Annotated in this window: 17 protein-coding genes; 13 read left to right on the forward strand and 4 right to left on the reverse strand. The window is 60.3% G+C overall.

Features of this window, described 5'->3' with window-relative positions; all coding sequences use genetic code 11:
• Window positions 1-57: 57 nt before the first annotated feature.
• Window positions 58-2,160: a hypothetical protein gene (locus VJU77_11820; GenBank protein ID HKP04030.1), complete on the forward strand. Its 2,103-nt coding sequence runs from the start codon at window positions 58-60 to the stop codon at window positions 2,158-2,160.
• Window positions 2,161-2,181: 21 nt separating this feature from the next.
• Here VJU77_11820 and VJU77_11825 read toward each other — a convergent pair whose 3' ends face one another.
• The 3 genes from VJU77_11825 to mgtE are packed head-to-tail and all read right to left on the reverse strand — an operon-like array spanning window position 2,182 to window position 5,256.
• A complete protein-coding gene (locus VJU77_11825; GenBank protein HKP04031.1) occupies window positions 2,182-3,210 on the reverse strand; it encodes an inorganic phosphate transporter in 1,029 nt (342 codons plus the stop codon).
• 20 nt (window positions 3,211-3,230) lie between these two features.
• Window positions 3,231-3,869 (reverse strand): DUF47 family protein, encoded by a 639-nt coding sequence (locus VJU77_11830; GenBank protein HKP04032.1) that lies wholly within the window; start codon window positions 3,867-3,869, stop codon window positions 3,231-3,233.
• 7 nt (window positions 3,870-3,876) lie between these two features.
• Entirely contained in the window at window positions 3,877-5,256 is a 1,380-nt protein-coding gene (gene mgtE, locus VJU77_11835; protein HKP04033.1) for a magnesium transporter, read from the reverse strand.
• Window positions 5,257-5,456: 200 nt separating this feature from the next.
• Between mgtE and VJU77_11840 the strand changes: the two genes are divergently transcribed.
• The 6 genes from VJU77_11840 (at window position 5,457) to VJU77_11865 (ending at window position 17,185) form a co-directional block, all read left to right on the forward strand.
• Window positions 5,457-7,505 (forward strand): 3-hydroxyacyl-CoA dehydrogenase NAD-binding domain-containing protein, encoded by a 2,049-nt coding sequence (locus tag VJU77_11840; protein HKP04034.1) that lies wholly within the window; start codon window positions 5,457-5,459, stop codon window positions 7,503-7,505.
• A gap of 2 nt (window positions 7,506-7,507) precedes the next feature.
• Window positions 7,508-9,430 (forward strand): acyl-CoA dehydrogenase family protein, encoded by a 1,923-nt coding sequence (locus VJU77_11845; protein ID HKP04035.1) that lies wholly within the window; start codon window positions 7,508-7,510, stop codon window positions 9,428-9,430.
• A 155-nt stretch (window positions 9,431-9,585) separates the two neighbouring features.
• A complete protein-coding gene (locus VJU77_11850; GenBank protein HKP04036.1) occupies window positions 9,586-13,416 on the forward strand; it encodes a PKD domain-containing protein in 3,831 nt (1,276 codons plus the stop codon).
• A gap of 112 nt (window positions 13,417-13,528) precedes the next feature.
• Entirely contained in the window at window positions 13,529-14,125 is a 597-nt protein-coding gene (locus VJU77_11855; protein HKP04037.1) for a hypothetical protein, read from the forward strand.
• A gap of 36 nt (window positions 14,126-14,161) precedes the next feature.
• On the forward strand, window positions 14,162-15,565 hold the full coding sequence (gene lat, locus VJU77_11860; GenBank protein HKP04038.1) for an L-lysine 6-transaminase: 1,404 nt from the start codon (window positions 14,162-14,164) through the stop codon (window positions 15,563-15,565).
• A 75-nt stretch (window positions 15,566-15,640) separates the two neighbouring features.
• Window positions 15,641-17,185, forward strand: a complete 1,545-nt coding sequence (locus tag VJU77_11865) for an aldehyde dehydrogenase family protein (GenBank protein ID HKP04039.1) — start codon at window positions 15,641-15,643, stop codon at window positions 17,183-17,185.
• 113 nt (window positions 17,186-17,298) lie between these two features.
• Here VJU77_11865 and VJU77_11870 read toward each other — a convergent pair whose 3' ends face one another.
• Window positions 17,299-18,498 carry an acyl-CoA dehydrogenase family protein gene (locus VJU77_11870; GenBank protein ID HKP04040.1) on the reverse strand — a complete coding sequence of 400 codons (1,200 nt, stop codon included), beginning with the start codon at window positions 18,496-18,498 and terminating at the stop codon, window positions 17,299-17,301.
• Window positions 18,499-18,706: 208 nt separating this feature from the next.
• Here VJU77_11870 and VJU77_11875 point away from each other — a divergent pair, with 208 nt between their 5' ends.
• The 6 genes from VJU77_11875 to VJU77_11900 all read left to right on the forward strand — a co-directional run bounded on the left by VJU77_11875 (window position 18,707) and on the right by VJU77_11900 (window position 24,583).
• Window positions 18,707-19,243 (forward strand): hypothetical protein, encoded by a 537-nt coding sequence (locus VJU77_11875; GenBank protein ID HKP04041.1) that lies wholly within the window; start codon window positions 18,707-18,709, stop codon window positions 19,241-19,243.
• A 162-nt stretch (window positions 19,244-19,405) separates the two neighbouring features.
• On the forward strand, window positions 19,406-20,596 hold the full coding sequence (locus tag VJU77_11880) for a hypothetical protein (GenBank protein HKP04042.1): 1,191 nt from the start codon (window positions 19,406-19,408) through the stop codon (window positions 20,594-20,596).
• A 340-nt stretch (window positions 20,597-20,936) separates the two neighbouring features.
• Entirely contained in the window at window positions 20,937-22,142 is a 1,206-nt protein-coding gene (locus tag VJU77_11885; GenBank protein HKP04043.1) for an acetyl-CoA C-acyltransferase, read from the forward strand.
• 159 nt (window positions 22,143-22,301) lie between these two features.
• A complete protein-coding gene (locus VJU77_11890; protein ID HKP04044.1) occupies window positions 22,302-22,505 on the forward strand; it encodes a hypothetical protein in 204 nt (67 codons plus the stop codon).
• Between the two features lie 36 nt (window positions 22,506-22,541).
• Window positions 22,542-22,958 (forward strand): hypothetical protein, encoded by a 417-nt coding sequence (locus tag VJU77_11895; GenBank protein HKP04045.1) that lies wholly within the window; start codon window positions 22,542-22,544, stop codon window positions 22,956-22,958.
• 194 nt (window positions 22,959-23,152) lie between these two features.
• The gene (locus VJU77_11900) at window positions 23,153-24,583 is read left to right on the forward strand and encodes a nitrilase-related carbon-nitrogen hydrolase (GenBank protein ID HKP04046.1); all 1,431 of its coding nucleotides are present in this window, start codon (window positions 23,153-23,155) and stop codon (window positions 24,581-24,583) included.
• Window positions 24,584-25,119 lie beyond the last annotated feature (536 nt).

Consider the following 25,119-nt stretch of genomic DNA (forward strand, 5'->3'; position numbering starts at 1 on the left):
CTGCCCGGGGAGATTTTTGCCTTGCTCGGGCTGGAGGTGAAAAGGAGGATGAGGACAATGTTACAGAAAACACTGAGTCATTACACGCTGCTATTTGCTTTGTTATTTGGTGCCGGTGCGGAATTAACGGCTCAGCCTTCCCGGCCCGAAGGTTCGATGCTGAATCCGGGACCGGATCTCATCGTAAGCGACATAGGTGCTCCGCAACAGTTTGGCAGTAACGGCACGCAGGTCGCCCTCGCGATGCCACCGACGGCCTGCAATATCGGCGACGTGGAGGTGAATTTTTTCCAATTAGGAAATACCGACCATCCTGTGATTGCCCAGAGTATTTATCGAATGAGCGGCGGCGCGAGCAACACCGAGCGCTTTGAGCAGATTGGGGAAGCCTGGATCAAGCATGCGTTTGGGGCGGACCAAATCGATGGCTGCGATCTCGGCTGCGTTCCCGCGTCCAGCTTCGCCAAGCTGGGAGTAGGCTGCTCTGACACATATGACGCCAGTACCGGGGCGCAATTTACTCAGCTCGGTTCGCGCGCCTGGGTGAACCCATTCACGGGCGCCTTTCCATCGACTTCGAACGATCATTCCGGCCATACCCACAACGGCACGTCGCACCGGCTTGCCGTGGAGGCGAACGATTTGAAACCCAGCATGAATCCGGGGGCCACGTATTTTTCGGAGGTCCAGTACGTTACTCCGCACGAATACGCGTGGTGCCAGGCGCACCCCGGACAATGCAACATGTACAACAACGCTTCCTACTGCCCTTTTAGCGTTACCGGCACCACAAGTTTCACTTTTTCCAATACTGGTCCGACCATGAAAACGATGCCTGCCATCAGTGCCTGGACCGGTGCGACCATCAAGACGATAGAGCCGGAGCCGGGAGTCGATGGGCGTGCTTTCATTGCCTACAAGGTTACCGGCCCCGTCGCGGGCATCTGGCACTACGAATATGCGATCTATAATCAAAATCTCGATCGCGCGGTTCAATCGTTCAGTATCCCCCTGGGCTGCGGAGTCACGCTGAGCAATCTCGGGTTCCACGCTCCGCGTAATCTTGCTGGTTTTGCCAATGACGGGACCCAGGGAAACGCCGGATATAGCAACGCGGAGTGGACTTCGACCCAGACGGCCAGCAGCCTGAGCTGGACTTCCGAGACCTTCGCCCAAAACGAAAATGCCAACGCGATCCGCTGGACCACCACCTATAGTTTTCGTTTTGACTCCGACCGTGCGCCGGGAGCGGTAAATGCAACGATCGGCTTTCTCAAGACCGGGGCGCCCATGACCGTCGGAATCCAAGGTCCGGATGTTACCTGCGGCGGTGGGACGCCGACGCCGACGCCGGTGCCGGGCCCGGCCTCGCAGGCGCTCAATCTCTCAACCCGGATGCTGGTTCAAGCCGGCGACAACGCGGGCATTGGAGGCTTCATCGTCACGGGGAGTGCTCCCAAACATCTACTCATTCGGGCCCTCGGACCTTCGCTGACCGGGTTCGGTATCTCCAATGCGCTGGCCGATACAGTCCTCGAACTGCACGGTCCAGCCGGATTTGTGACGATTACGGACGATAACTGGAGAGACGATCCCGCGCAGGAAACCGCCATCATGGCCTCGGGCATCGCGCCTTCCAATAATCTGGAATCGGCGATTGATGTCACCGTTAATCCCGGCTCCTACACCGCGGTGCTAACGGGTAAGAACAACAGTTCCGGTGTCGCCGTGGTTGAAGTTTACGACCTCAATCAGGCAACTTCATCGAAGCTGGCCAATCTCAGCACCCGCGCCTTCGTCAGCACGGGGAATGATATCGTGATTGCGGGATTCATTCTCGGTGGCAACATCGGCAGTGATCGGATTGTAGCGCGCGGGATCGGCCCCAGCCTCAGTGGTTCCGGTGTGCCTAATCCTCTCGCGAACCCGATGCTCGAATTGCGCGATAGCAACGGCGCTCTCCTGGCTGCCAATAACGACTGGCAGGATAACGCAGCCCAGGCAGCGGAACTTACCGCGGCCGGCCTGGCGCCGACAAACAATCTCGAATCCGGCATTGCGACGACGCTACCGCCCGGCGCTTACACCGCGTTACTCAAGGGCGCGAACAACGGTACCGGCATCGGCCTTGTGGAAGTTTACGATCGCGGGGCGCCGTAGCGTGTCCCGCCGCTCCTGAAATTATTGGGCTAACCGCGCCAGGACATAGCCGATCAAACCGGTAGCAGGCAGGGTCAGAAGCCACGCCCAGACGATTCGCTCGACGACGGTCCACTTCACGCCGCTGAAGCGTTTCACGGCGCCGACGCCCATGATCGACGTCGAGATGACGTGCGTCGTCGAGAGCGGAATCCCCCAGTGGCTCGCCACTTGGATGATCACCGCTGCAGTCGTTTCCGCGGCGAAACCGTGCACCGGCTGCAACTTCACCATTTTGTGGCCGAGCGTGCGAATGATTCGCCAGCCACCTGCAGCCGTTCCCGCGGCCATGGTGGCGGCACAGAGGACAATGACCCAGGGAGCGACGACAAATTCGGGGGTATGCAGGAAGGCGAACATCGGCGGCAGATCCTTGAACGCGCCGCTCTTGGTGCCAGTGAAAAGAGCCAGGGCGATAATTCCCATGGTTTTCTGGGCATCGTTGGTCCCGTGGCTGTGGGCCATCCACGCGGCACTGATCAACTGGGCTTTGCCGAAAATCTTGTGAACGATATGGGGCGTGAATGATCGGAGCAGGAGAAACAGCAGGGCCATCAGAATTCCACCAAGCAGAAAGCCCACGACCGGCGAGGTGAACATCGGCACGACTACTTTCGGCATGAGGCCAGTGTCCCACTTGAGCACCGACCAGTTGCCCTTGGCCGAGGCGAGCGCCGCACCGCAGAGGCCGCCGATGAGTGCGTGGCTGGAACTCGAGGGCAGGCCCAACCACCACGTCAGCAGGTTCCAGATGATTGCGCCCAGCAACGCGCAGAGCACCGTCGTCATGGTGATCACTTTGGAATCGACAATGCCTTTGCCGATGGTCGAAGCGACCGCGGTTCCCATCAGGGCGCCGGTGAGATTAAAAAACGCAGCCAGCGCGATCGCCTGGCGCGGAGTCAGGACTTTTGTGGAAACGACCGTGGCGATGGCGTTGGCCGCATCATGGAAACCGTTGATGTATTCAAAGGCGATGGCCGCGAGCACCACGATGATGAACAGGACCATGCGATGTGCCTGGAGTGGAGCTAGGAGTACTTGAGCACGACCTGGAGAATAATGTTCCCCGCGTCGCGGCAGCGGTCGATCACCTTCTCGAGAAGTTCATAGAGATCGCGCAGGAAAATGATCTGCTTCGTGTCGTATTGCCCGTGAAACAGGTCCCGGAGCAGCTCGAGCTCCAGCTTGTCCGCGTCGCCCTCGATCGTTTGCAGTCGTTCATTTTTTTCCCGGGCCGTCGCCACATCGGTGCCCTTGCGAAGTTCTTTAACCATGGCCAAAACGGTCTCCGCCGCCTGGTCGAGCAATTCCAAATGTTTTTCGAAACTGCGCCCGTGGAGGTCGCCGGGGAAAATCACCACCCGCTCACCAATTTTCTCCACGGTCTTCGGAATCTTGTAGAGCGCGTCCGCCAGGGCCTGGATATCTTCGCGTTCCAGCGGGGTGATGAACGTCTTGCAAAGCTGTTCGGTCAGCTCCTGGGTAATTTCTTTGTCCCGCCGGCGGCTATTGACGAAATTCTCCAGGCTTTCAGGTGATTCGTGCTGCTCGAGTTTCGCCAGTAAGGCGATCAAATGATGGACGCTACTGTCGGCCTGCTCGGCGCTGGCCTCCAGCAGGTCGAAAAACTTTTCGTCGTGTCCCAGGAATTTTCGGATCGAGAACATAAGCCGGCTATAGCATTGCACCGCGCATGATGAGCAAGGCAATGCTGAAATAGATAATTAGTCCCGTCACGTCGACGAGGGTAGCTACGAATGGAGCGGAAGAGGTCGCTGGGTCGGCGCCGACGCGCCGTAGAATGAAGGGAAGCATGGAGCCGGAGAGAGATCCCCAGAGGACTACGCCCACGAGGGAGAATCCCACCGTGAGGGCGACGAGCGGCCAGTGTGGCCCGTAAATCGTGGAGAACTGGGCCCAGATGGCAACCCGCATGAAACCGATGATGCCCAACACGGCGCCCAGCATTAGCCCGGAAATAATCTCCTTCCGCATGACGTGGAACCAATCGCGCAGGGTGACTTCCCCCAGGGCCATGGCGCGGATGATGAGCATGGAAGCCTGCGAGCCCGAGTTGCCGCCACTCGAAATGATAAGCGGCAGAAACAGTGCGAGCACCACCGCCTTCGCGATCTCGCCCTCATAGTAACTCATTGCGGAAGCCGTCAGCATTTCGCCAAGGAAGAGGACAACGAGCCAGCCGGCGCGTTTCCGCACCATCATAAGTAACGGCGTTCGCATGTAAGGCTCGTCGACCGCCTCCATGCCGCCGAATTTCTGGATGTCTTCGGTCGCTTCCTCTTCGGCGACGTCGAGCATGTCGTCGGCGGTGACGATTCCGACCAGGACTCCGGTGGAATCGATCACTGGCAGTGCGGCCCGGTCGTATTTCCGGAAGGCGTTGAGCGCCTCTTCCTGCGACTGAGTCACCGTTAACCCCACAAAAGTCCGGTCACGGAAGTCGGCCACTTTCGCCTCGAGCGGCCGGAGGAGAAACTCACGCATGCGCAGGTCGTCAATCAACTTTCCGCGCTCATCGACGACGTAAATGACGTTGAGGGTCTCGCTGTCTCGCCCGAACTCACGGATGTGGTCGAGCACTTCCTTCACCGTCCAGTCGTCGTGGATGGCGATAAAGTCGGGCGTCATTAGCCGGCCGACGCTGTCTTCGGGATAACCAAGGAGCGCCTGGGCGATGCGGCGTTCATCCGGGGTCAGGACCTTGATGAGCTGCCGCGCGGCGGCACTGGGCATTTCCTCGAGCAACGCGGTCCGGTCGTCCGGCGACATTTCGTTGAGGATCGCGGCCACCTGCTCGTGCGCCATGGCCTTGAGCAATTGCTGCTGGGCATCGACATCGATGTATTCGAAAACGTCCGCGGCCAGCGCATTCGGAAGCAGCCGGAAAATGATGACCTGCTCGTCTTCGGCCAAATCGAGGATGATGTCGGCGACGTCGGCCGGTGGCATTTCCCGAAATAGGTCCCGGAGCGCGGCAAAATTCCGTTCCGCGATCAGATCTCGAATTTCCGGTAGGAGAATTTTGCCGACCATGATGATGACCCAGGTGAACCGAGAGACTGCGCGCCGCCGTGCTTTCTAACATTCGGCTCACGCGAGCGCAATTGTTGTAGCGACGGCGCTGTGTCGCCGTAACGGCCTCTGACGGCGACAGAGCGCCGTAACTACAACTGCTTGGAATTTTCCTGAATCTCGCCAATATGAGCCGAATGACGCAATCAGCGCCTGCCCCAATGATTCGCCGTGAAGTCGGTGACGACGGAATCTGTCTGCTCACCTTCGATCGGCCCGAATCCGGGGCGAATATTTTCGACGCGGCGACGATGGACAATCTGCGCGAGCACGTGGATGCGATCGAAAAGGATGCATCGCTCAAGGGCGTTATCGTGACCTCGGCGAAGAAGTCGATCTTCATCGCGGGCGCCGATCTCAAGACCTTGCTGAAGCAGGCGCAGACTGGCGAGATGCGTGGCTTCATCGCCGAAGGACAGAAGGTCTTCAACCGGCTGGCGGCGCTGAAAGTGCCGACGGTCGCGGCAATTCACGGCGCGTGCGCCGGTGGCGGCTACGAGATTACGCTGGCCTGCGATTACCGGGTCGCCTCCGACGATCCGGCAACGAAGATTGGTTTGCCCGAGACGGGTCTTGGGCTCGTGCCGGCCTGGGGCGGGGCGACGCGTTTGCCGCGGTTGATCGGGATGGAGAAGGCGGCGGAGGTCATTTTGAAAGGGAAGCTTTACGGCGCAGCGGAGGCGCTGAAACTCGGGCTGGTCGACGAGGTCGTTGCCAAGGAGCAACTGCTCGATGCCGCGCGGAAAAAGCTGGCGGGAGGCAAACGGAATGTGGAGAGCGGAGCTGCGGCCACGCCGGCTTCGCAGGAGCTCAGCCCTCCAAAAGTCCGGGGCAACGCCGCGCCCGGGCGCGCTCTTGAGATCATCAAGCGGGCTGGCGATTCCTCGATCGATGAATCGCTCGCCATGGAGGTGGACGCCATCAGCGAATTGGGCGCGACTGACGCGACCCAGAACCTGATTCGTAATTTCTTCCTCGCGGACAAGTATCGGAAAGGTTCGTCAAAGACGGCGCCGGAAAAAATCCAGCATGCGGCAGTGATTGGCGCAGGGGTGATGGGTTCCGGGATTGCGCAATGGCTGAGCTCTCGCGGGGTCACGGTGATCCTGCGGGACGTCGATTCCGCGGCGATCGACCGCGGTCTGGCGAATATCGACAAGACATACGGCGACGCCGTGAAACGCGGGTTAATGGCGGAGGCCAAGGCCAAGGAAGGCCGCGCCCGGATTGTCGCGTCCACGCAGCCAGTGCCTCTGCGGGACGTGCAAATCGTGATCGAAGCCGCCTCGGAAAAGCTGGAGATCAAAAAGGAGATCTTCGCCGAACTGGCAGCGAACACGCCGGAGACGACGATTCTCGCCACGAACACTTCGGCGCTGCCGATTGCCGAGCTGGCTGAAAGCACTGGCGCGCCTGCTCGCGTGGTCGGCCTGCATTTCTTCAACCCGGTCAGCCGGATGAAGCTGATCGAAGTCGTCGTCGGCAAAGCGACGGCAGACGAGACGCGCGAGCGAGCGCTGGCTTTTGCGCGGCAAATCGGAAAGCTGCCGGTGCTGGTGCAGGATTCGCCGGGCTTTCTCGTGAATCGCGTCTTGTTCCCGTACCTTCTGGACGCGGCGGAAATGTTCCAGAACGGCGTCAGCGCCGAGGAAATCGACAACGCGCTTTTGGAGTGGGGGATGCCGATGGGCCCGCTGCGGTTGATCGACGAGATCGGCATCGATATCACCGTGGACATCGCGGCGACGCTGGAGAAGGCGTTTGGCGCCCGGGACCAGGCGCCGGAGATCCTGCAAAAGATGCACTCGGAGAAAATCCTGGGGCGAAAGACCGGCGCGGGCTTTTATAAGTACGAAGGCAAACAGCAGACGCCCAACGATTCGTTGCAGCAATGGCGGCAGGAATCCGGAGAAAAATTCGGTCTGGAGAACATCACGAACCGGCTGGTTTATTTGATGGTGAATGAAGCGGCGCGTTGCCTGGAGGAAAAGGTCGTCGCCACGCCGGAGGATGCGGACTACGGGATGATTCTCGGGACTGGCTTTCCGGTTTATCGCGGAGGCCCTCTGCGCTATGCTGAAAGCGTCGGCCTCACCAAAGTGGTGACCGATATGGACGGCATTCATTCGCGCGCCGGAGAGAAGTTTGCGCCGTGTGATTTGCTTCGCCAGCACTCCCAGAACGAAACTACATTTTATCAAGGGAAGTGACCATGAAATCACCGCTCGAAGCTCCGGAAAAGCAGATCGCAGAAGAAACGACCGCAAAACCCGTGGCCGCGCCGGTAATCGACACGTCCAAGATGTCGGCCGGCAAAGCCGCGGCGCTGGAACTGGCGGAAAGCTCGCGCGATCCGCTCGACGAACGCGGCAGTTTCGCGAGCAACCTCTTCATTGGCCGGTTCGATTTTGACCGGATTTTTCCATTCCCGAAACAGAGCGCGGAGGACGCGGCCGCGGCCGAGGAATTTCTCGCCGAGCTCCGGAGTTACCTCCGCGACAACGTGGACGCCGACGAGATCGATCGCACGGGTGAGATTCCGCAGAAGAACATCGACGAGCTCTTTGCGATGGGCGCTTTCGCCATCAAAGTGCCGAAGCAGTACGGCGGGCTCGGGTTGTCACAGGTAAATTATGGCCGGGCCGCGGAGCTGCTGGGAAGCTGGGACGCGAACCTGACGGCGCTCGTCTCCGCGCACCAGTCGATTGGCGTTCCCCAGCCGCTCCTGCTTTTCGGCACGGAAGAGCAAAAGACGAAGTATTTGCCGCGGGTCGCGCGAAAGGAAATCTCCGCGTTCGCCCTCACGGAGATGAATGCCGGGTCCGACCCGGCGAACATGAGCCTGACTGCCGCGCTGTCCGACGATGGAACAGCGTGGGTCCTGAACGGTGAAAAGCTCTGGTGCACGAACCTGATCAAGGCGGGCGTGCTGGTGGTGATGGCGAAAACGCCGCCGAAAATCGTGAACGGCAAGGAGCGGAAGCAAATCAGCGCCTTCATCGTGGATGTCGATTCGCCCGGGCTTGAGATTACGTATCGCTGCCACTTCATGGGGCTGCGAGCGCTCTATAACGGCATCGTGAAATTTACCAACGTCCGGGTGCCGCGCGAGAATTTGATCGCGAAGGAAGGCCAGGGATTGAAGGTCGCGCTGACGACCTTGAACACCGGACGGCTGACCATTCCGGCGGCATGTGTCGGGCTGTCGAAGCGGCTCGTGGAGATCTGCCGGAAATGGGCGAGCGAACGCATTCAGTGGGGCGCGCCGATCGGGCAGCATTCGGCCATCGCGGGCAAAGTCGCGGAAATGGCGGCGAACACGTTCGCCATGGAAGCGATCACGTTCCTGACTTCCGCGCTGGTCGATCGCAAAGCGGGCGACCTGCGAATCGAAACCGCCATGTGCAAAATGTGGTGCACGGAGATGACCTGGAAGATTGCGGACGACGCCATGCAGGTGCGCGGCGGGCGCGGTTACGAGACGGCGGAATCCCTGGCCGGGCGCGGCGAAGAACCGATCGCGGTGGAGCGTTTTATGCGGGATTGCCGGATCAACCTGATCTTTGAAGGGTCGAGTGAAATCATGCGGCTCTTTATTGCGCGAGAGGCGCTCGATCCGCATTTGAAAGTGGGCGGCGCGATTTTCAACACGCAGTTGCCGATGGCGACCCGGATCAAATCGATGTTCGGCTCGGGCTCCTTTTACTCGCGGTGGTATCCGAAACAGTGGCTGGGCAGCAGTGCCGGAAATTTGGATCGGCTCCATGCCGACCTGCGCGAACACGTGAACTATGGCGCCGCCACCAGCAGGAAACTCGCGCGCGGTTTGTTCCACGCCATGATGCGGTTCGGTCCTAAACTCGATCGCGAGCAGTTGTTGCTTTCGCGCTTCGTTGGGATCGCGACCGAACTCTTCGCCATGAACGCGACCTGCGCCTTCGCCCAGTCGAAGATCGATGCAGGAGAGCCGGCCGCGGAAATTCTTTCGCTGGCCCAATACTTCTGCCGTTCCGCCCGGATGCGGATCGATCATCACTTTGCCGGGACGAGCGAGAACGCCGACAAGGCGGGCTACGCGCTCACGCAGGAACTGCTCGCCGGCAAGCACGAGCATTTGCGCCAGGGAATCGTCTGACGAAACCGCATTACCTTTTGGTAATGTGAGTCTCGGATCCGGACTTGTGGCGGCCAGCGGCCGCGGCAAAACCGTTTCCTTTGTGAAACCATACGCCGCCGCGCGGCTCCGTCAGCCGTCCCGTTGTGCCGTTTCGCACTCAACCACGATCTGTTATGCGCAAATCACATCACCACCAATCTGCGTTTTTTCGCGTTCGCGTTCTTTTGGCCTCGACCTTATGCGGTGTCGGCGCCGCGTTGCTCGCCATGCTTGCTTTGGCAGCGAATCCGCCCTCGGGCAGCATAGGGCCCGCCGGGCCGGCGCTGGCCTGGATGGGCACCGGTGTGGGCGGAGAAGGGGACCCGAGTGGAGAGGTGTCTAGTGAGGACAGCTGTGTCGATGGGGTCAACTGCGATGTCTTCACGCTGACTCTGAGCGGCAGTCCGGCGGAGTGGTCGGGAAAGAAAGCGCGCGTTCAAATCAAGTGGGCGTCGAACACCCACGACTACGATCTCTTTATTCACAAGGATACAGTGGATGGACCGGGCATCAGCGCATCAGCTACGGGAGGGCAGAATACCGAGGTCGCGGATGTCGATCCCAACCGAGGCGCAGGCACCGGCGTGTTCGTCGTGCATGTCGTTTACTTCAATGTGCCGCCGATTCCTCTCGATCAATACAATGGCACCGTCACGGTGGTGGGAGCTGACGAACCGGGCGGAACTCCTGTCGCACCGCCAGGGACAGCGCGGATGTACAATTCAACCGCGCCCCCCGGAATCGGTGATAGCGCTGGAGAGCCCTCGATCGGCTGCAACTGGACGACGGAGCGAAGTTTCAGCAACAGCATGTTCACGATTCCGAACGGCGGCACCTCCACTTACTACGGCGGCTTCCTGGCCGAAATGCTGCGCGTGATTTGGAATGATTGTTCCTCGCCCGCAAAGGCGACCTGGGAAGAAAAGCCGTTGGTTTTGGCGGCCACGCCCCGTGCCCTGGGCGATCCGATTCTTTTCACCGACAACGCGACCGGCCGCACTTTTGTGGCGCAGGAAGAAACTCAGGCTGGGGCGACGGTGGACATTACGGATGACGACGGTGAGACTTTCCAGCCGAGTGAAGGCAGCGGTCCGCCTGCCGGAATCGATCACGAGACGATCGCCTCCGGGCCGTACCATGGGCCGACTCCCCCGACGGCGCTCTATCCCGCAACTGGCGAGAAGCGCGCCGTTTATTATGCTTCCCAAAGTGTCTCGGACGCCCGCGCGTCGCGCAGTGATGATGGCGGGGTCACGTTTGGGCCGGCGGTGCCGATGTTCACGACGGCGGATTGCGGCGGATTGCACGGCCACCTGAAAGTCACGCCCGATACACCCGCCACGCGGGCGAACGGGACGGTAGGTACGGTATATGTGCCAGACAACGCGTGTGGCGGAACGGTCGACCCGATTGGCCATTCCGATGGGCAACAGGCCGCGATCGTTTCCGAAGACAATGGGATAACCTGGAGCGTCCGGCCGGTTCCCGGGTCGACAACGAAGAGCGATCGCGACCCTTCCATCGGCGTGGCGACCGATGGCACGATCTACATGGGCATGCAGTCGCAGGACGGGCATCCGCGGATTTCGGTTTCGCATGATCAAGGGAGGACCTGGACCGCGCCGTTCGACGTGGGTGCGGCAGCCAGCATCCAGAATTGCGTTTTCCCCGCGGTGGTCGCTGGGGATCCCGATCGCGCCGCGTTTGCCTTCTTCGGCACCACGACGGGGGGCAATGATTACGATCAGCCGTTTTTCACCGGTGTTTGGTACCTTTACATGGCGGTCACTTATGATGGCGGTCAGAGTTGGACGACGATTAATGTGACCCCGAACGATCCAATTCAGCGGGGCGGCATTTGCGGAGGCGGGACCTGCCGAAATCTACTCGATTTCTTTGACGCCACGATCGACAAGGAGGGCCGCATCCTGATCGGTTACGAGGACGGCTGCGTCGGGCCCTGCGTGGATGGCGGCGCAAACTCGTTCACGGCAAAGGCGGCGATTTCCCGGCAGGGCGGCGGCAAGCGGATGTTCGCTGCGTTTGACCCAGTTGAGCCAGCGCTGCCGGGCGCGCCCTCGGTGACTGCGACGATGAACGAATCGAGCATTGTCACCCTGAAGTGGCCCGCGCCGGATGACAGCGGTTCGGCTATTACCGGGTATCGGATTTATCGGGGTACGTCACCAGGGGGTGAGACGTTCCTGGCCAACACCGGAGTCAAAGGGGCCTACATCGATACCGCGACCGTGGCGGGCACCACCTACTATTACCGTGTCACGGCGATTAACGGAATCGGCGAAGGACCTTATTGTGAGGAAGTGATCCCGGAACTGGTTCCGGGTCTCAACCCTTGCGAATTGCCTGGGATTACAATCCTGACCGATCCGTCCGGCGATCTCGTTACCCCGATTGGGGTGACCAGCGTTCCTGATTACGATCTGCGAAGCCTGTCGATAGCGGAGCCTTTCGGCATCACGGACAAAATTGTCTTCACGGTGAAGGTGGAGAGCCTGCTGACCATGCCGCCCAACACGCGCTGGCCGGTGCAATTCCGGCTCCCCGGCGATCCGGCGAACCTTGGCCGGTGGGTCGATATGCGGACCGACGCCCTGGGAATGGCGAGCTTCAAGTACGGGACGTTCGTGGTCACCAACGGCGCCTACGGCGCTCCCAGCACGGTCGTGGGCGACGCCGATGCGGAGAGCACCTTTAATCCGAACGGCTCCATCAAGATGGTGATCTCACGGAGCAAGATCGGTGATCCTGCCCCAGGATCTCTCCTGCAAGGCTTCCTCATTCGAGTGAGAATCAACGATACGATTACGCCGGACAACATGCCGAACGACCTCGCGCCGGCCGGCGTTTACGCGGTGGTTGGGAATGACGCCTGCCGTCTCAATACGCCGCCTCTGGCTTCTCTGGCGGCGGACCCGCGGAGTGGGCCGGCGCCTTTGACCGTGAACTTTGACGCCTCAAGCTCGAGCGATCTCGATGCGGGCGACACGATCGCTTCCTACACCTTCAACTTCGGTGATGGCACTCCGGACGTCACCCAGGCGAGTCCGTTTATTACTCATACCTATACCCACCCGGGTAACTCATTCTTTGCCATCCTGCGCGTGACCGACTCGCGCGGCGTAATGAGTATCAACCCGGCGGTGAGAGCCATTACCACCAACTCGGTGATGCTGAATATCGCGACCCGGCTCCAGGTTGATAACGGGAACAACGTCGGCATCGGCGGCTTTATCATAACCGGAACCGACCCAAAGAAGGTGGTGATTCGAGGCATCGGACCATCAATTCCACTCGGTGGAACGTTGTCCGATCCGGTGCTGGAATTGCACAATCAAAGCAGCGTCCTCGCGACCAATGATAACTGGAAAGTGAACGATCAGACCCAGCAATCGCAGGAGGCGGAAATCAATGCGACCGGCCTCGCCCCCGCACACGACAGCGAAGCGGCGATGCTGGTGACGCTTGCGCCGGGATCCTACACCGCCATTCTTCGTGGGAAAAACGGCGGCGGTATCGGGTTGGTCGAGGCGTACGACATCGAGCGGGCCGTCGATTCGCAACTGGGAAACATTAGTACTCGCGGTCTCGTTGAGTCGGGTAACAACGTCATGATCGGTGGCTTTATCATCGGTCCGGGGACATCCGGCCCGGCAAAGGTTGTCGTCCGCGCGATGGGTCCCTCGCTCAGCTCGTCGGTGCCGAACGCTCTCGCCGATCCGAGTCTGGAGGTCTTCGATCAGAACGGCCAATCAATCGCGACCAATGATAACTGGCGGCAGGACACCCACGCGGACCAGATCGAGGCCGCCGGGCTGGCGCCGGCACAAGATGCGGAATCGGCTGTCCTCCTGGAACCCCTGGTCCCGGGTCCCTATACCGCCATTGTTCGCGGAGTGGGCGGCACGGTGGGCGTTGGGTTAGTGGAAGCGTACAATATTAGATAACGCTCGGTTTTGGACCTCCGGCGCTGGGGGTATTGACCCCGGCGTCCGGGGGCGGATTGTTGGCGGCGGGTCTGAAACCCAAGGCTGGCATTTTGCCTGCTAACGGTGAGGCATGGTTGCCTTGGTTTTCTTGCTTCTGGGAGTGCTTTGCGGACTTATCGCCCGCGGTCTGCTCATCACGGCCGCCTTCGGGATCAGCAAGAAATGGGGATTTGGCGTGTTTTTCCCCTTTGGGCCGCTCTTCTTTCGCCTCAGTTATCCGGACGAAGCACGCCGGGCACGGTTGTTCCAGCTCGCCACCCTCCCTTGCCTGTTCCTTTACGTGATGACGTCGAACGAAATGTTGCCCAGCACCCGGGTGGGGCTGGTCAAGATGGGTCCGCCCGAGAAACAATACTATGCCCTGGCCGCCGGGAGTTACTCCTTCAAAATCCCCGGTTTCGGGACCGAGAAAGCCGCCCCGAATCAGCCTTCGGTCGAAGAGCGGCGCGCGGCCAACGACAAGGAATTTCAGCGGCTGCGGCAGGTGAGCGAGGAGCTGCGCATCAGGAAGCGCGACCTGCTCAATAGCGACACCGAAGGCGCCAAGGCCTACAATCAGATGGCAAACGATTATAACGTTGCTCTCGACAAGTTTAATGCGGAGAAGTTCGCCTTGTCGCTCCTCTCGAGCCCGACCACGGTCGCGGCCGGACCCAAGCGTCCATAGATTGACCAACATACTTGGTCCAGCTAACCTCTGCGGATGAGTTTTCCGCCTGTGCTCACGGAGGCTGCCCGCACATCGTCGCGGAGCCGCGGGAGCGAAGATAAACCTACCGTCGAGAACAAGAATTCAGGCGCGACGCGCGCCTTGGAAATACTCGAGCGCCATGTGCTGCTCGATGGGTTCCGGATCGTACTCGATCCCGAGAAAAGCCAGGGCTCCTATTTGTTTAACGCCGCCAGCAATTCCCGGTTGATCGATTTCTACGGTTTCTTCGGCTCGATGCCGGTCGGGTATAATCACCCGCATTTTAGCGATCCGGCCGTGCAGAAGGAACTCGCGCTCGCTGCCTCAATCAAAGTCGCGAACTCCGACATGTACTCGCTCGGCTACGCCGAATTTGTCGATACCCTGGCGCGGGTCGCCGGGTTGCCGCCGCTCGAGCGTTATCTCTTCATCGAAGGGGGAGCGCTCGCCATCGAGAACACCCTGAAAGCCGCGATGGATTGGAAGGTGCGGAAAAATATGGCGGCCGGTCGAGGCGAGCGGGGGACTGAGATTTTGCATTTCCAACGGGCCTTTCACGGCCGGAGCGGCTACACCATGAGCCTCACCAATACCGACCCGCGGAAGACGGATTTGTTCGCGAAGTTCAAATGGCCCCGGGTCTCGAATCCAGGCATCGACTTCTCGCTGCCGGATTCCGAACGGGAGGCTGACGTGGTCGCCCGGGAAAAGAAGGCGGAAGGGGAAATCCGCCAGTTTATTGACGAACGCGGCATCGACATCGCGGCGATCATCATCGAGCCGATCCAGGGCGAAGGGGGCGACAATCATTTCCGAGGGGAATTCCTGAAGAAACTGCGCGAGATCTGCGATGAAAACGAAATCCTGCTCATCTTCGACGAAGTGCAGACAGGCCTCGGGACGACTGGGCGCGCCTGGTGTTCCCAGCATTTTGGGGTGAAGCCGGATCTCATGGCTTTCGGCAAGAAGGTGCAGGTTTGCGGGGTGATGGCCGGTCCCCGGCTGGACGAAGTCGAGGACAACTGCTTTCGCCTGCCGAGCCGGTTGAATTCAACCTGGGGCGGCAATTACACCGACATGATTCGTTCGACCCATTTCCTCCGCATTATCGAGAAGGAAGGGCTGATCGAAAACGCGCGCGTCGTCGGCCAATATTTTCTGAATGCGCTGCTGGATTTGCAGAAGGAGGAGTCAATCGTCACCGCCGTCCGCGGACGCGGCCTCTTCATTGCCTTCGATTTGCCGGACCCAGCCACGCGCGACGAGTTCTGGAAGGGTCTCTTTGACCGCGGCCTGCTCGTCTTGAAATCGGGGGAGAAGGCAATTCGTTTTCGCCCTGCTCTCGACCTCACCACCGAGGTTGTGGACGAAGCAATCGACCTGCTGCGCGCCCAATGCCGGCAGGTGCGCAGGTAGGATGGTGGCGCAAGTTTTCAACTTGCGTTGTTTTCGATTCGCAAGTTGAAAACTTGCGCCACATTTCACAACCAAATGCATCCAATTCTCAATAAGCTCGGCCTGGCCGACGAAAACCCCGGGGCGTTCTGTGGCGAATGGATCGGCACCGGCCCGGTCATCGAAAAATTCTCGCCCATCGACGGGAAGCTTCTCGCGAAAGTCAGGACCGCGAGTGACGCCGAATACGAAAAGACGATCGCTCGCGCCCAGGAAGCTTTCGAAAAATGGCGCGTCACTCCAGGACCGGTCCGCGGTGAAACCGTCCGGCAGCTCGGCAACGCGCTACGCGAACTGAAATCAGAACTCGGGCAGCTCGTCACTCTCGAGTCCGGCAAAATTATCGCCGAAGGCGAAGGTGAGGTGCAGGAGATGATCGACATTTGCGATTTTGCGGTCGGCCAGTCGCGGATGCTTTACGGGCTCACGATTCAATCGGAAAGGCCGAATCATCGGCTGATGGAGCAATGGCACCCGCTCGGCCTGGTCGCGGTGATTTCCGCCTTCAATTTTCCGGTGGCGGTGTGGTCGTGGAACGCCGCGTTGGCGGCGATTTGTGGGGACGCCACGATCTGGAAACCGTCGGAAAAAACACCGCTGACCGCGATTGCTGTCATTAAGATCGCAGAGCGCGTCTGCCGGGAAACCGGTGTTGATCCCGCGATCTTCTGCTTGCTCATCGGGGACGGCCCTTCGATTGGCCGAAAGCTCGCGACCGATCGCCGCATTCCGCTGGTCTCGGCCACCGGTTCCACGCGGATGGGTTTCGATGTAGCGAAAGAAGTCCACGGCCGCCTCGGTCGCACGGTCATGGAACTCGGTGGCAACAACGCTTTGATCGTGACGCCGACGGCCGATCTGGATATGGCGACGAGCTCGATCTTCTTCGGTGCGGTCGGGACGGCCGGCCAGCGTTGTACCTCGACGCGGCGCATCATCGTGCATGAATCAGTGGCTGACGAGGTCCGCAAACGGCTCCTCGCTGCTTACAAATCGGTCAATATCGGCGATCCGCTTAAGCGTGAAACTTTGATGGGGCCGCTGATCGACCAGGCATCGGTGGAAAACGTGCAGCGCTCTATTGAAAAGGTTAAGAGCGAGGGCGGCGAAATCCTCTACGGCGGCGAGAAGCTCACCGGCGAGCAATTTCCGGGCGGCTGCTATATGAAGCCGTGTCTCGCGGCGGCGAAGCCGGATTTCGAGATCGTGCAGGAAGAGACCTTCGGGCCGTTGGCTTACCTGATGACGTATCGAGATTTCGACGAAGCGATGGCCATCCACAACGGAGTGACCCAGGGATTGAGCTCCTCGATTTTCACCAACGACATGCGAGAGGCGGAGAAATTTCTCAGCGCGGCCGGGAGTGATTGCGGGATCGCGAACGTCAATACCGGCACGAGCGGGGCGGAGATCGGCGGCGCGTTCGGCGGGGAGAAAAATACCGGGGGCGGCCGGGAGAGCGGAAGCGATTCGTGGAAGAGCTACATGCGCCGGCAAACGAACACGATTAATTTTTCGACGGAATTGCCGCTCGCGCAGGGGATCCAGTTCGGGGCAGGCGAGGGGAGCGCGACGGCGTAGTCGGAAGTTTGGCTTCCAGCCTGACTCGGCCGACGGGCATCTTGCCTGTCGGCTTAATCCTTGAGATGAAATTCAGCAGGCTGGAAGCCTGCCGGCCTATACAGACTGGAAGCCTATCCTCCAAAAGCCGAGATCCCGGTGATTCGTTCGCCCAGGACCAGCAGATGGACGTCGTGCGTGCCCTCGTAGGTTTTCACGCTCTCGAGATTACACATGTGCCGGAAGCACTGGCGTTCATCGAGAATGCCAACCCCGCCGAGGAGGTCGCGCGCGGTCCGGGCGGCGTCGAGCGCGATCTCGACGTTGTTCATCTTGGCCATCGAAATGTGGTAATGCCGCGCGGTGCCCGCGTCCTTCAGTTGCGCGAGGCGAAACGCCAGCAGCTGGGCCTTGGTAATTTCGGTCAGTATGCGCGCGAGCTTCGCCTGCACTAGCTGGAAGCCGCCAATGGGACGGTCAAACTGGATCCGGTTCATGGCATACTGCCGCGCTTCATCGTAGCACGCCATGGCCGCGCCGAGGGCGCCCCAGGCAATTCCGTAGCGGGCCTGGTTCAGACACAACAGCGGCGATTTCAATCCGTTGCTTTCCGGCAACAACGCGTTCGTCGGGATCAAGCAATCCTTAAACTCGAGCTCGGCCGTTAACGCCGCCCGCAAGGAAAGCTTGCCGTCGATCAACTTCGCGGTGAAACCCGGCGCTCCTTTTTCGACCAAAAATCCACGGATCGCTCCCGCGCCCTCGGGGTCGACGCCCGCTTCGCCGGAGACTTTCGCCCAGACGATCGCCACGTCCGAAATCGTTCCATTGCCAATCCACTTTTTCGCGCCGTTCAGGCGGTAACCATTCGGGGTCTTTTCGGCGCGACAACGCAGGCCGCCTGGGTTCGAGCCGAAGTCGGGCTCGGTCAACCCAAAGCAGCCTAGCTTTGCGCCTTTAGCCATGTCCGGCAGCCAGCGGTTCTTTTGTTCTTCCGAACCGAAAAAATTGATCGCCATCATGGCGAGCGAGCCCTGGACCGAAGCAAAGGTGCGCAGCCCGCTGTCGCCCCGCTCCAGCTCCTGCATCATCAAACCGGCGGCGACACTGCCAAGCCCGCCACAACCGTATCCCTTGATGCTTGGTCCAAAAACACCGAGCGAGCCCAGCTCCGGCACCAGCTCCATCGGGAACGTGCCGTCGCGGTAATGCTGAGCGACGATCGGCAGCCAACGTTCCTCCACCCAATGGCGGACAGAATCTCGCACGCGACGCTCGTCCGCTGTGAGCAGTTCCTCGAGATTGTAAAAGTCCGGCGCTTCGAATGTTGGCATCGAGATCCTAATCTGGCCGATTGTAGGGCAAGCGCTCCCGCTTGCCATCGCTTTTCTGCTTCCTGTAGTCGGGGCAGCATTTAAGGACCCCTCGCTTACCGGGGTCAACGACCCCGGCTACAGCTACGCGCAACGGTGCCCGGGATTTGGAGCGAGCAGAGCGACCCTGGCCTTGCTCCCAAATTGTCGTTGTGGCAGAAGCAGGGCCATGAATCCGGCGGGTTTCTTCGCGGAGCTGAAGCGCCGCAACGTTTACAAGGTGGCGGTTGCTTACGGCGTCATCGGCTGGCTTCTGGCAGGCGTGTCAGCGGCGCAATCGAAAGATTCTGGCAACGGGTGCCAGGAGATGAACGAGAAGGTCAGCGCTCTGATCAGTCAGTATAAGGAATTGCGAGAGAGATGCCGTCAGTTGCCTGATGGGACTTATGACAAGGATTTGCATGACCATGGCGGCAAGCTCCACAGAGTTCTCGCTTCCCTCGGCATTGAGCTCGGCCATCCTCCTTCTACGAAGCAAATTATTGTGGGATGTCTCGGAGAGCCTGATGCCATTAAGGATGGCCGGCAGATGGCTCGCTTTCTTGATATTTATCATCGGGAGCTGAGAAAAGCGGGGCGAGACGTAAAAGAGAAGAGCGACCGGGAATACCTGGTTTATCACTGGAGAGGGGGACACGACTTCATGTTCTTCATCAGTGAAGGCGGGCTGATCGTGGACCATGGTTGGTGGTTTGCTTACGAATAAGCGCGGAGTAAATCTGTAGCCGGCGCCGCTATTGGCTTCCGCGTTCACGCCTGGCGGACAAGGCGTACGCACTGATTGGTCCGCAGATTTCGCAGATTCGCACAGATTCATTAGACCTCGGCAAATCTGCGGAAATCTGCGTAACCTGTGGATGTAATGATGATGAACCGCATCGCACTTGCCGGGTTGCTGTCCGCGACCGCCCTGGCAACCATGGTTCAGGGTGATCTCGCCGAGTTCAATGCGATCAACGCGGCGGCGCGGGCGGCGAGGGAACGCGGGGATAATCCGGCGTTTCTGGCAAATGTCCGAAAGCTGGCCGTGATCACGCCGAGTCATCCGTCGCTCCAAATCGCGTTGGCGCGCGGGCTGGCGCTCGACGGAGATGGTGCCGGAGCGATAGCGCTGCTCAACCGGATTGCCGACCTTGGCCTCTCTTTCAAGGCCTCCGACGAAGCTGCGTTTCAGAAACTGAAGGAGGATCCGCGATTCGTTGCGGCGGCGCAGCGCTTGGCGGCGAATGGCAAGGGCCTCGGACGTGGCAAGGGCATCATCAAGCTCGGACTCCCCGGCGGCAGCGAAGGAGTTGCCTGGTCGGAACAATCCAAGTCTCTCCTGATGGGCGCGAGCGGGTCCATCTACGCTTACAAGCTCGATGGCGACGGGGCGGCGAAGCCGATCGCGAAGGCAGGCGGCTCACAGATTCTCGGGATCCGCCCGGACCCGGCGAGCCGCAGCGTTTTGGTTTGCGTGAACGAGGTTGACGGCAGCAATGCCGCGGCCGTGCGGCATAACGAAACCAACGGCGAGATCGAGGCAACCTACAAGCTCCCGATGCCGAACGCGTACTGTAATGACATCACCCTGCTCAAGAACGGAAGCTTCGCGGTGACGGACAGCAACAATGGCGTGTTCCACCTCGTGGACGGCAAGCTCGAGGCGCTCGCATTGACGACGCCCGTCTACCAGCCGAACGGGATCGCTACCGATTTCTCCAAAAACCGCCTCTATGTGGCCCATGCCGGCGGCGTGGTTGTCCACGACCTCACGAGCGGCAAATCACGGGAACTCGCCCTCAGGGGGACGCTGATCGGCGGGATTGATGGAATGGTCTGGCACAAGGGGTCGTTGATCGCCGTTCAGAATGCGCGCGACGCCGCCGTCCGGTTGCTCCGAATTACGCCGGACGCAAACGCGCAAACCGCGAAGGTGGAGGTCCTGCTTGCGGGAGCCGATTTTCCGGGCCACGCGAGCACCGTTGCTGTGGCCGGCGACGAAGCGTTCGTGATCGGCGCGATCGCGGAGGGGGAGGGGAAGCGCGAAGAGCCCGTTCTGATCCGCGCAGGCCTGTAGCCGTCGCCCTGCGGGCGACGTTTGCTCTGCATGATCATCGCGACGCTTCGCATAGCGAAGCGGCTACAGAAGCGGCAGACGGTTTTCGCGACGGGCTCGAAATAGGAGCGGGTTCTTCAGCCTTGAGTTTCGCCCCTAGGAGACTGTTGGAATACCCCCCAGGTGGAGCAGAGAATGTCAGCTTCGGCACACTTTGCAAAGTGTGTCAGAGGAGGAAATTGGTCACCGTTTCTAAAATGACATGACGCTCGAAGCACGAGCCAGGGTTTTTAACAGTCTCCTAGACTTGGGCAGATAGTTCCCTTAGTACATTGCTCGTGCAGCGACGCGATCAAATCTGATGCAAAGGCGAGCGGCGATCATCACGGCTCTCCGAACACCTGTCGGTCGGCACGGGGGCGCATTGGCGTCGGTTCGCCCCGACGATCTTGCTGCCCACATCATCAAGGCCGTCGTGGAGCGATCCGGCATCGACCCCGCCTTGATCGAGGATGTCTATTTCGGCGCTACCAACCAGGCGGGCGAGGACAACCGCAACGTCGCGCGCATGGCCGCGCTGCTGGCGGGCCTCCCCGCGTCCGTGCCGGGTTCGACGGTGAATCGCCTCTGTGCGTCGGGGCTGGAAGCCGTCAATATCGCGGCGCGCATGGTCGAGGCGAATCACGGCGATGTGTTCATCGCGGGCGGCGTCGAGTCGATGAGCCGTGCACCTTATGTGCTCAGCAAGGCGGAATCCGCGTTCGACCGGTCGCAGCAGATCTTCGACACTTCGATTGGCTGGCGCCTGGTCAATCCTCGCCTGGCGGCGCTGCATCACCCCTTCTCCATGGGTGAGACCGCCGAGAATGTCGCCCGCGAGCACAAGATCAGCCGGGCGGATCAGGATCAGTTCGCGCTCCAGAGCCAGCAACGGTGGTCGGCGGCGCACCAAGGCGGGCTATTCGCCCAGGAGATCGTGCCCGTCGAGATTCCGCAGCGCAAGGGCGCTCCGACCCTCGTCAGCGTGGACGAGCACCCGAGGCCGGACACGACGCTGGAGAAACTCGTCAAGCTGAAACCCGCATTCTCCAAAGACGGCCAAGGCACGGTGACCGCGGGCAATTCGTCAGGGATCAACGACGGCGCGGCGGCATTGCTGATCGTTGAAGCCGGGCTGGCCAAATCGCTGGGTCTTCAGCCGATCGCCTTCATCGGTCCCAGCGCCGCAGCCGGCGTCGATCCCGCGTTCATGGGGCTTGGACCCGTGCCCGCGATTCGCAAGGCGCTTCAGCGCGCGAAACTGACGCTCGACCGCATCGACCTGTTCGAGTTGAACGAGGCATTCGCCGCGCAGGCCCTCGCCTGCCAGCGCGAGCTGGGCATCGACAACGCAAAATTGAACGTCAACGGCGGCGCGATTGCGATCGGTCATCCACTTGGTTGCAGCGGCGCCCGCCTGGCCACGACGCTGATCCACCAGATGGCTCGCACCGGCGCCTCCCGCGGCATCGCGTCGCTCTGCGTCGGAGTAGGACAAGGCTTGGCGACGGTCTTCGAACGGGAGTGAGTTTGGCCCGACTAGCCTCGCACCAGCACCGTCTTGATGTCGTTAATCTCGCCGCTTCGAAGGCTTGCACCGATGGCCAAAACGCTCCGGCGCTTTTGGAAATAGCTCGCCGCGCTATCGTCGCTTGTCGATTCGTATTGCAAAGGCTAACCTCACCGCATGAGCCTCGCCGAAATCGAGCAGGCAGTGGACAAGCTGAGCCGCGACGAACTCGCGAAGCTCGCGGCCCACATAGCCCGTCGGGACAAGCTCGGCTGGGATGAACAGATCGAAGAGGACTTTGCGCCCGGCGGTAAACACGCTGCTGCCTTGGAGAGAATCGACGCAGAAATTGACGCTGGAAATTTCCGCCCGATGCCGTGAAGTCTCATGCGCTCGCGTCGTTCTGGCGATGTTATGATGAGTTGCCTGAGCACGTGCAGCGACTCGCGCAAAAGAATTTCGCTCTGTTCCAGGCGAATCCGCGGCATCCGTCGCTCGGCTTTCAAAAGAAAGGCGGCGTTTACACTGTTGAGGTTGGCCGAAGCTATCGTGCGATCGCACGCGAACGAAACGGCGACTACTACTGGTTCTGGATCGGCACACACGAAGAGTACAACAACTTCCGCTTTTGGAGCTGCGCCACTCGCTTCATCGACAACGCAAAATTGGGTCAACGGCGGCGCGATTGCGATCGGTCACCCGCTTGGTTGCAGCGGCGCCCGCCTGGCCACGACGCTGATCCACCAGATGGCTCGCACCGGCGCCTCGCGCGGCATCGCGTCGCTCTGCGTCGGGGTAGGCCAAGGCTTGGCGACGGTCTTCGAACGGGAGTGAGTTTCGAAATGGGCCTGACTGTCAGTGAAGTGCAGCCGCCGGGGGCTGAGTGCATAAAGCGCGCCGTATTCACGGGTGCCTCACGTGCAACCGCGCTGGACTGAATGGGCAGCCGCTGGTGGAGCGAAGATCCCCGGCTGCCTCCTCGCAGCGCGCACTGTCGGACCTTTCGGGAACAGTGTAATATCGCGCGCGTGCAATCGTTGTTTGAAACCCGCTGGGCACGCTTCGGTGCGGCGTTGGGTTCCGGCGCACTTCTCTTTTTCGCGCTCGGATTAAGACCTGTTTGGTGGATCGCCTGGATTGCACCCATCCCCCTGCTGCTCGCCGCCCTCCACGGCAGTCGCGCCGAAGCTCGTTTGCTCACCGCTTTTGCTTCCGCTGTCGGTCTCGCGAGTCTTGTGCCCTACTATGTGTCGGTTCAAGGCCCGATTGGACTGATCATAATCCCCCTGCAAATCGCGCAGTGGATTTTCATCGTGAGCTTCACGCACACCGTTGTGCGGCGTTCGGATCACTGGCTCACTGTCTTCGCATATCCGCTGATCTGCTCTGCCCTGGACGCGCTGATCTCTACTTTTTCGCCTCACGGCACGTTCGGCAGCTTCGCTTACACGCAGATGGATGCGCTGCCTGTTATCCAGCTCGCGTCAGTGGGCGGAACGCCCGCTGTTGTCTTCGTCGTGAGCCTTTTCACGTCTGCGGTGGTGCTTGGTTTGTATCAATTACGCCCGAGAAGCCAACCGATCCTAACCTATGGCTTCCCGGTTCTGCTCCTCGTGCTTGCGATCGTGTCCGGCTGCTGGCGGCTGGCAAAGAGCCGTCCCGCCGCTGTTAGCGTGCCGGTCGGGATGGTCGCGATCGACGACGTGATCAGCCAGAAGATAGCGCCCGAGAAAGCAGAAGAGATTTGGCGTGGCTACGATGACGCGGTGACACGGCTGGCGGAGGCGGGGGCGCGGATCGTCGTATTGCCGGAGAAGATCGATCCGGACGAGCCTCACCCCGAGGCCCGCCGCGCCGCGCTTTCCGAGACCGCCCGACGCACTGCGGTCTTCCTCGTCGTGGGCGTCGGCCTAAGAGAACAGAGCGGCTGGCGGAACCGCGCCTGGCTCTTCGGTCAGAACGGCGATCTTCTAGCTGCTTACGACAAGCAACACCTTGTGCCCGGTTGGGAAGGATCGATGACCGCAGGGGATAAGAATGTCATCGTCTCAATAAACGACAGCCGCTTCGGCCTCTCCATTTGCAAGGACATGCACTTCGCTTCTTTCGGTCGGGGTTATGGCAAAGAGGGCGTTGTCGCTGTCCTCGAGCCGGCATGGGATTTCGGGCGCGACGCTTGGATGGCCGCACGCATCGCTGCCTTGCGCGGCGTCGAGAACGGCTACGCGGTGGTCCACTCCGCACGCGGCGGCCTCCTCACCGCGACCGATAGGTATGGTCACTTCCTCGCGGAGACGCCGAGTAGCATCCTACCCGGCTCTGCGGTAATTGCTCACGTGCCGACCAGCTCCCCTTCGCCCACTCTGTATGCGAGGTTTGGCGGCTGGTTTGGTTGGGTTTGCGTGGGCGCGGCGGTGCTCCTTCGGCTCCCGTCGATTCGGCGGATGCGCAGTGCGTAGCTGCTGGACTTCTCTGCCGCGTCAGAACTGCGGACCCGATAGTCGCGGAGGATGCCTGCCGTGCAACCTCAGCGCTGATGAGGCGCGCTGCGACCGCTAAGCAACGCGCAGCCTCGTGTCGCTCTGCGTCGGGTAGGACAAGGCTTGGCGACGGTCTTCGAACGGGAGTGAGTTTGGAAGTGGGCCTGACTGTCAGATCGTTCGAGCGCCCGGCGCCTCTGCAACGCATCCCACCCGTCGGCAGTGTGTATCAGTTTGAATCCCCGAAAAGTTCTTTCATGAGTTTTGATATATCACTCTCGACATAATCCGGTCTCTTTTTGCACTTCGCAGCGTGCAATCCAGAGGCGAAGTAGCATGAAAGCTCTGCTGAACCGCCCTTCTCCCGTTCGTAAACTTGATCGCCGCAAAACGGACATATCGCCACCACTCGGGTACCTGCTTCCCTCATAATTGGATTCATCTCGCGAGAATATTGATTGCGAAGTATTGCTCACAAGCGCAAACGGTTTGCATGCCAAGGCTCAGGCAAGCAA

The organism is Chthoniobacterales bacterium, from assembly GCA_035274845.1.
Lineage (GTDB): Bacteria > Verrucomicrobiota > Verrucomicrobiia > Chthoniobacterales > UBA10450 > AV80.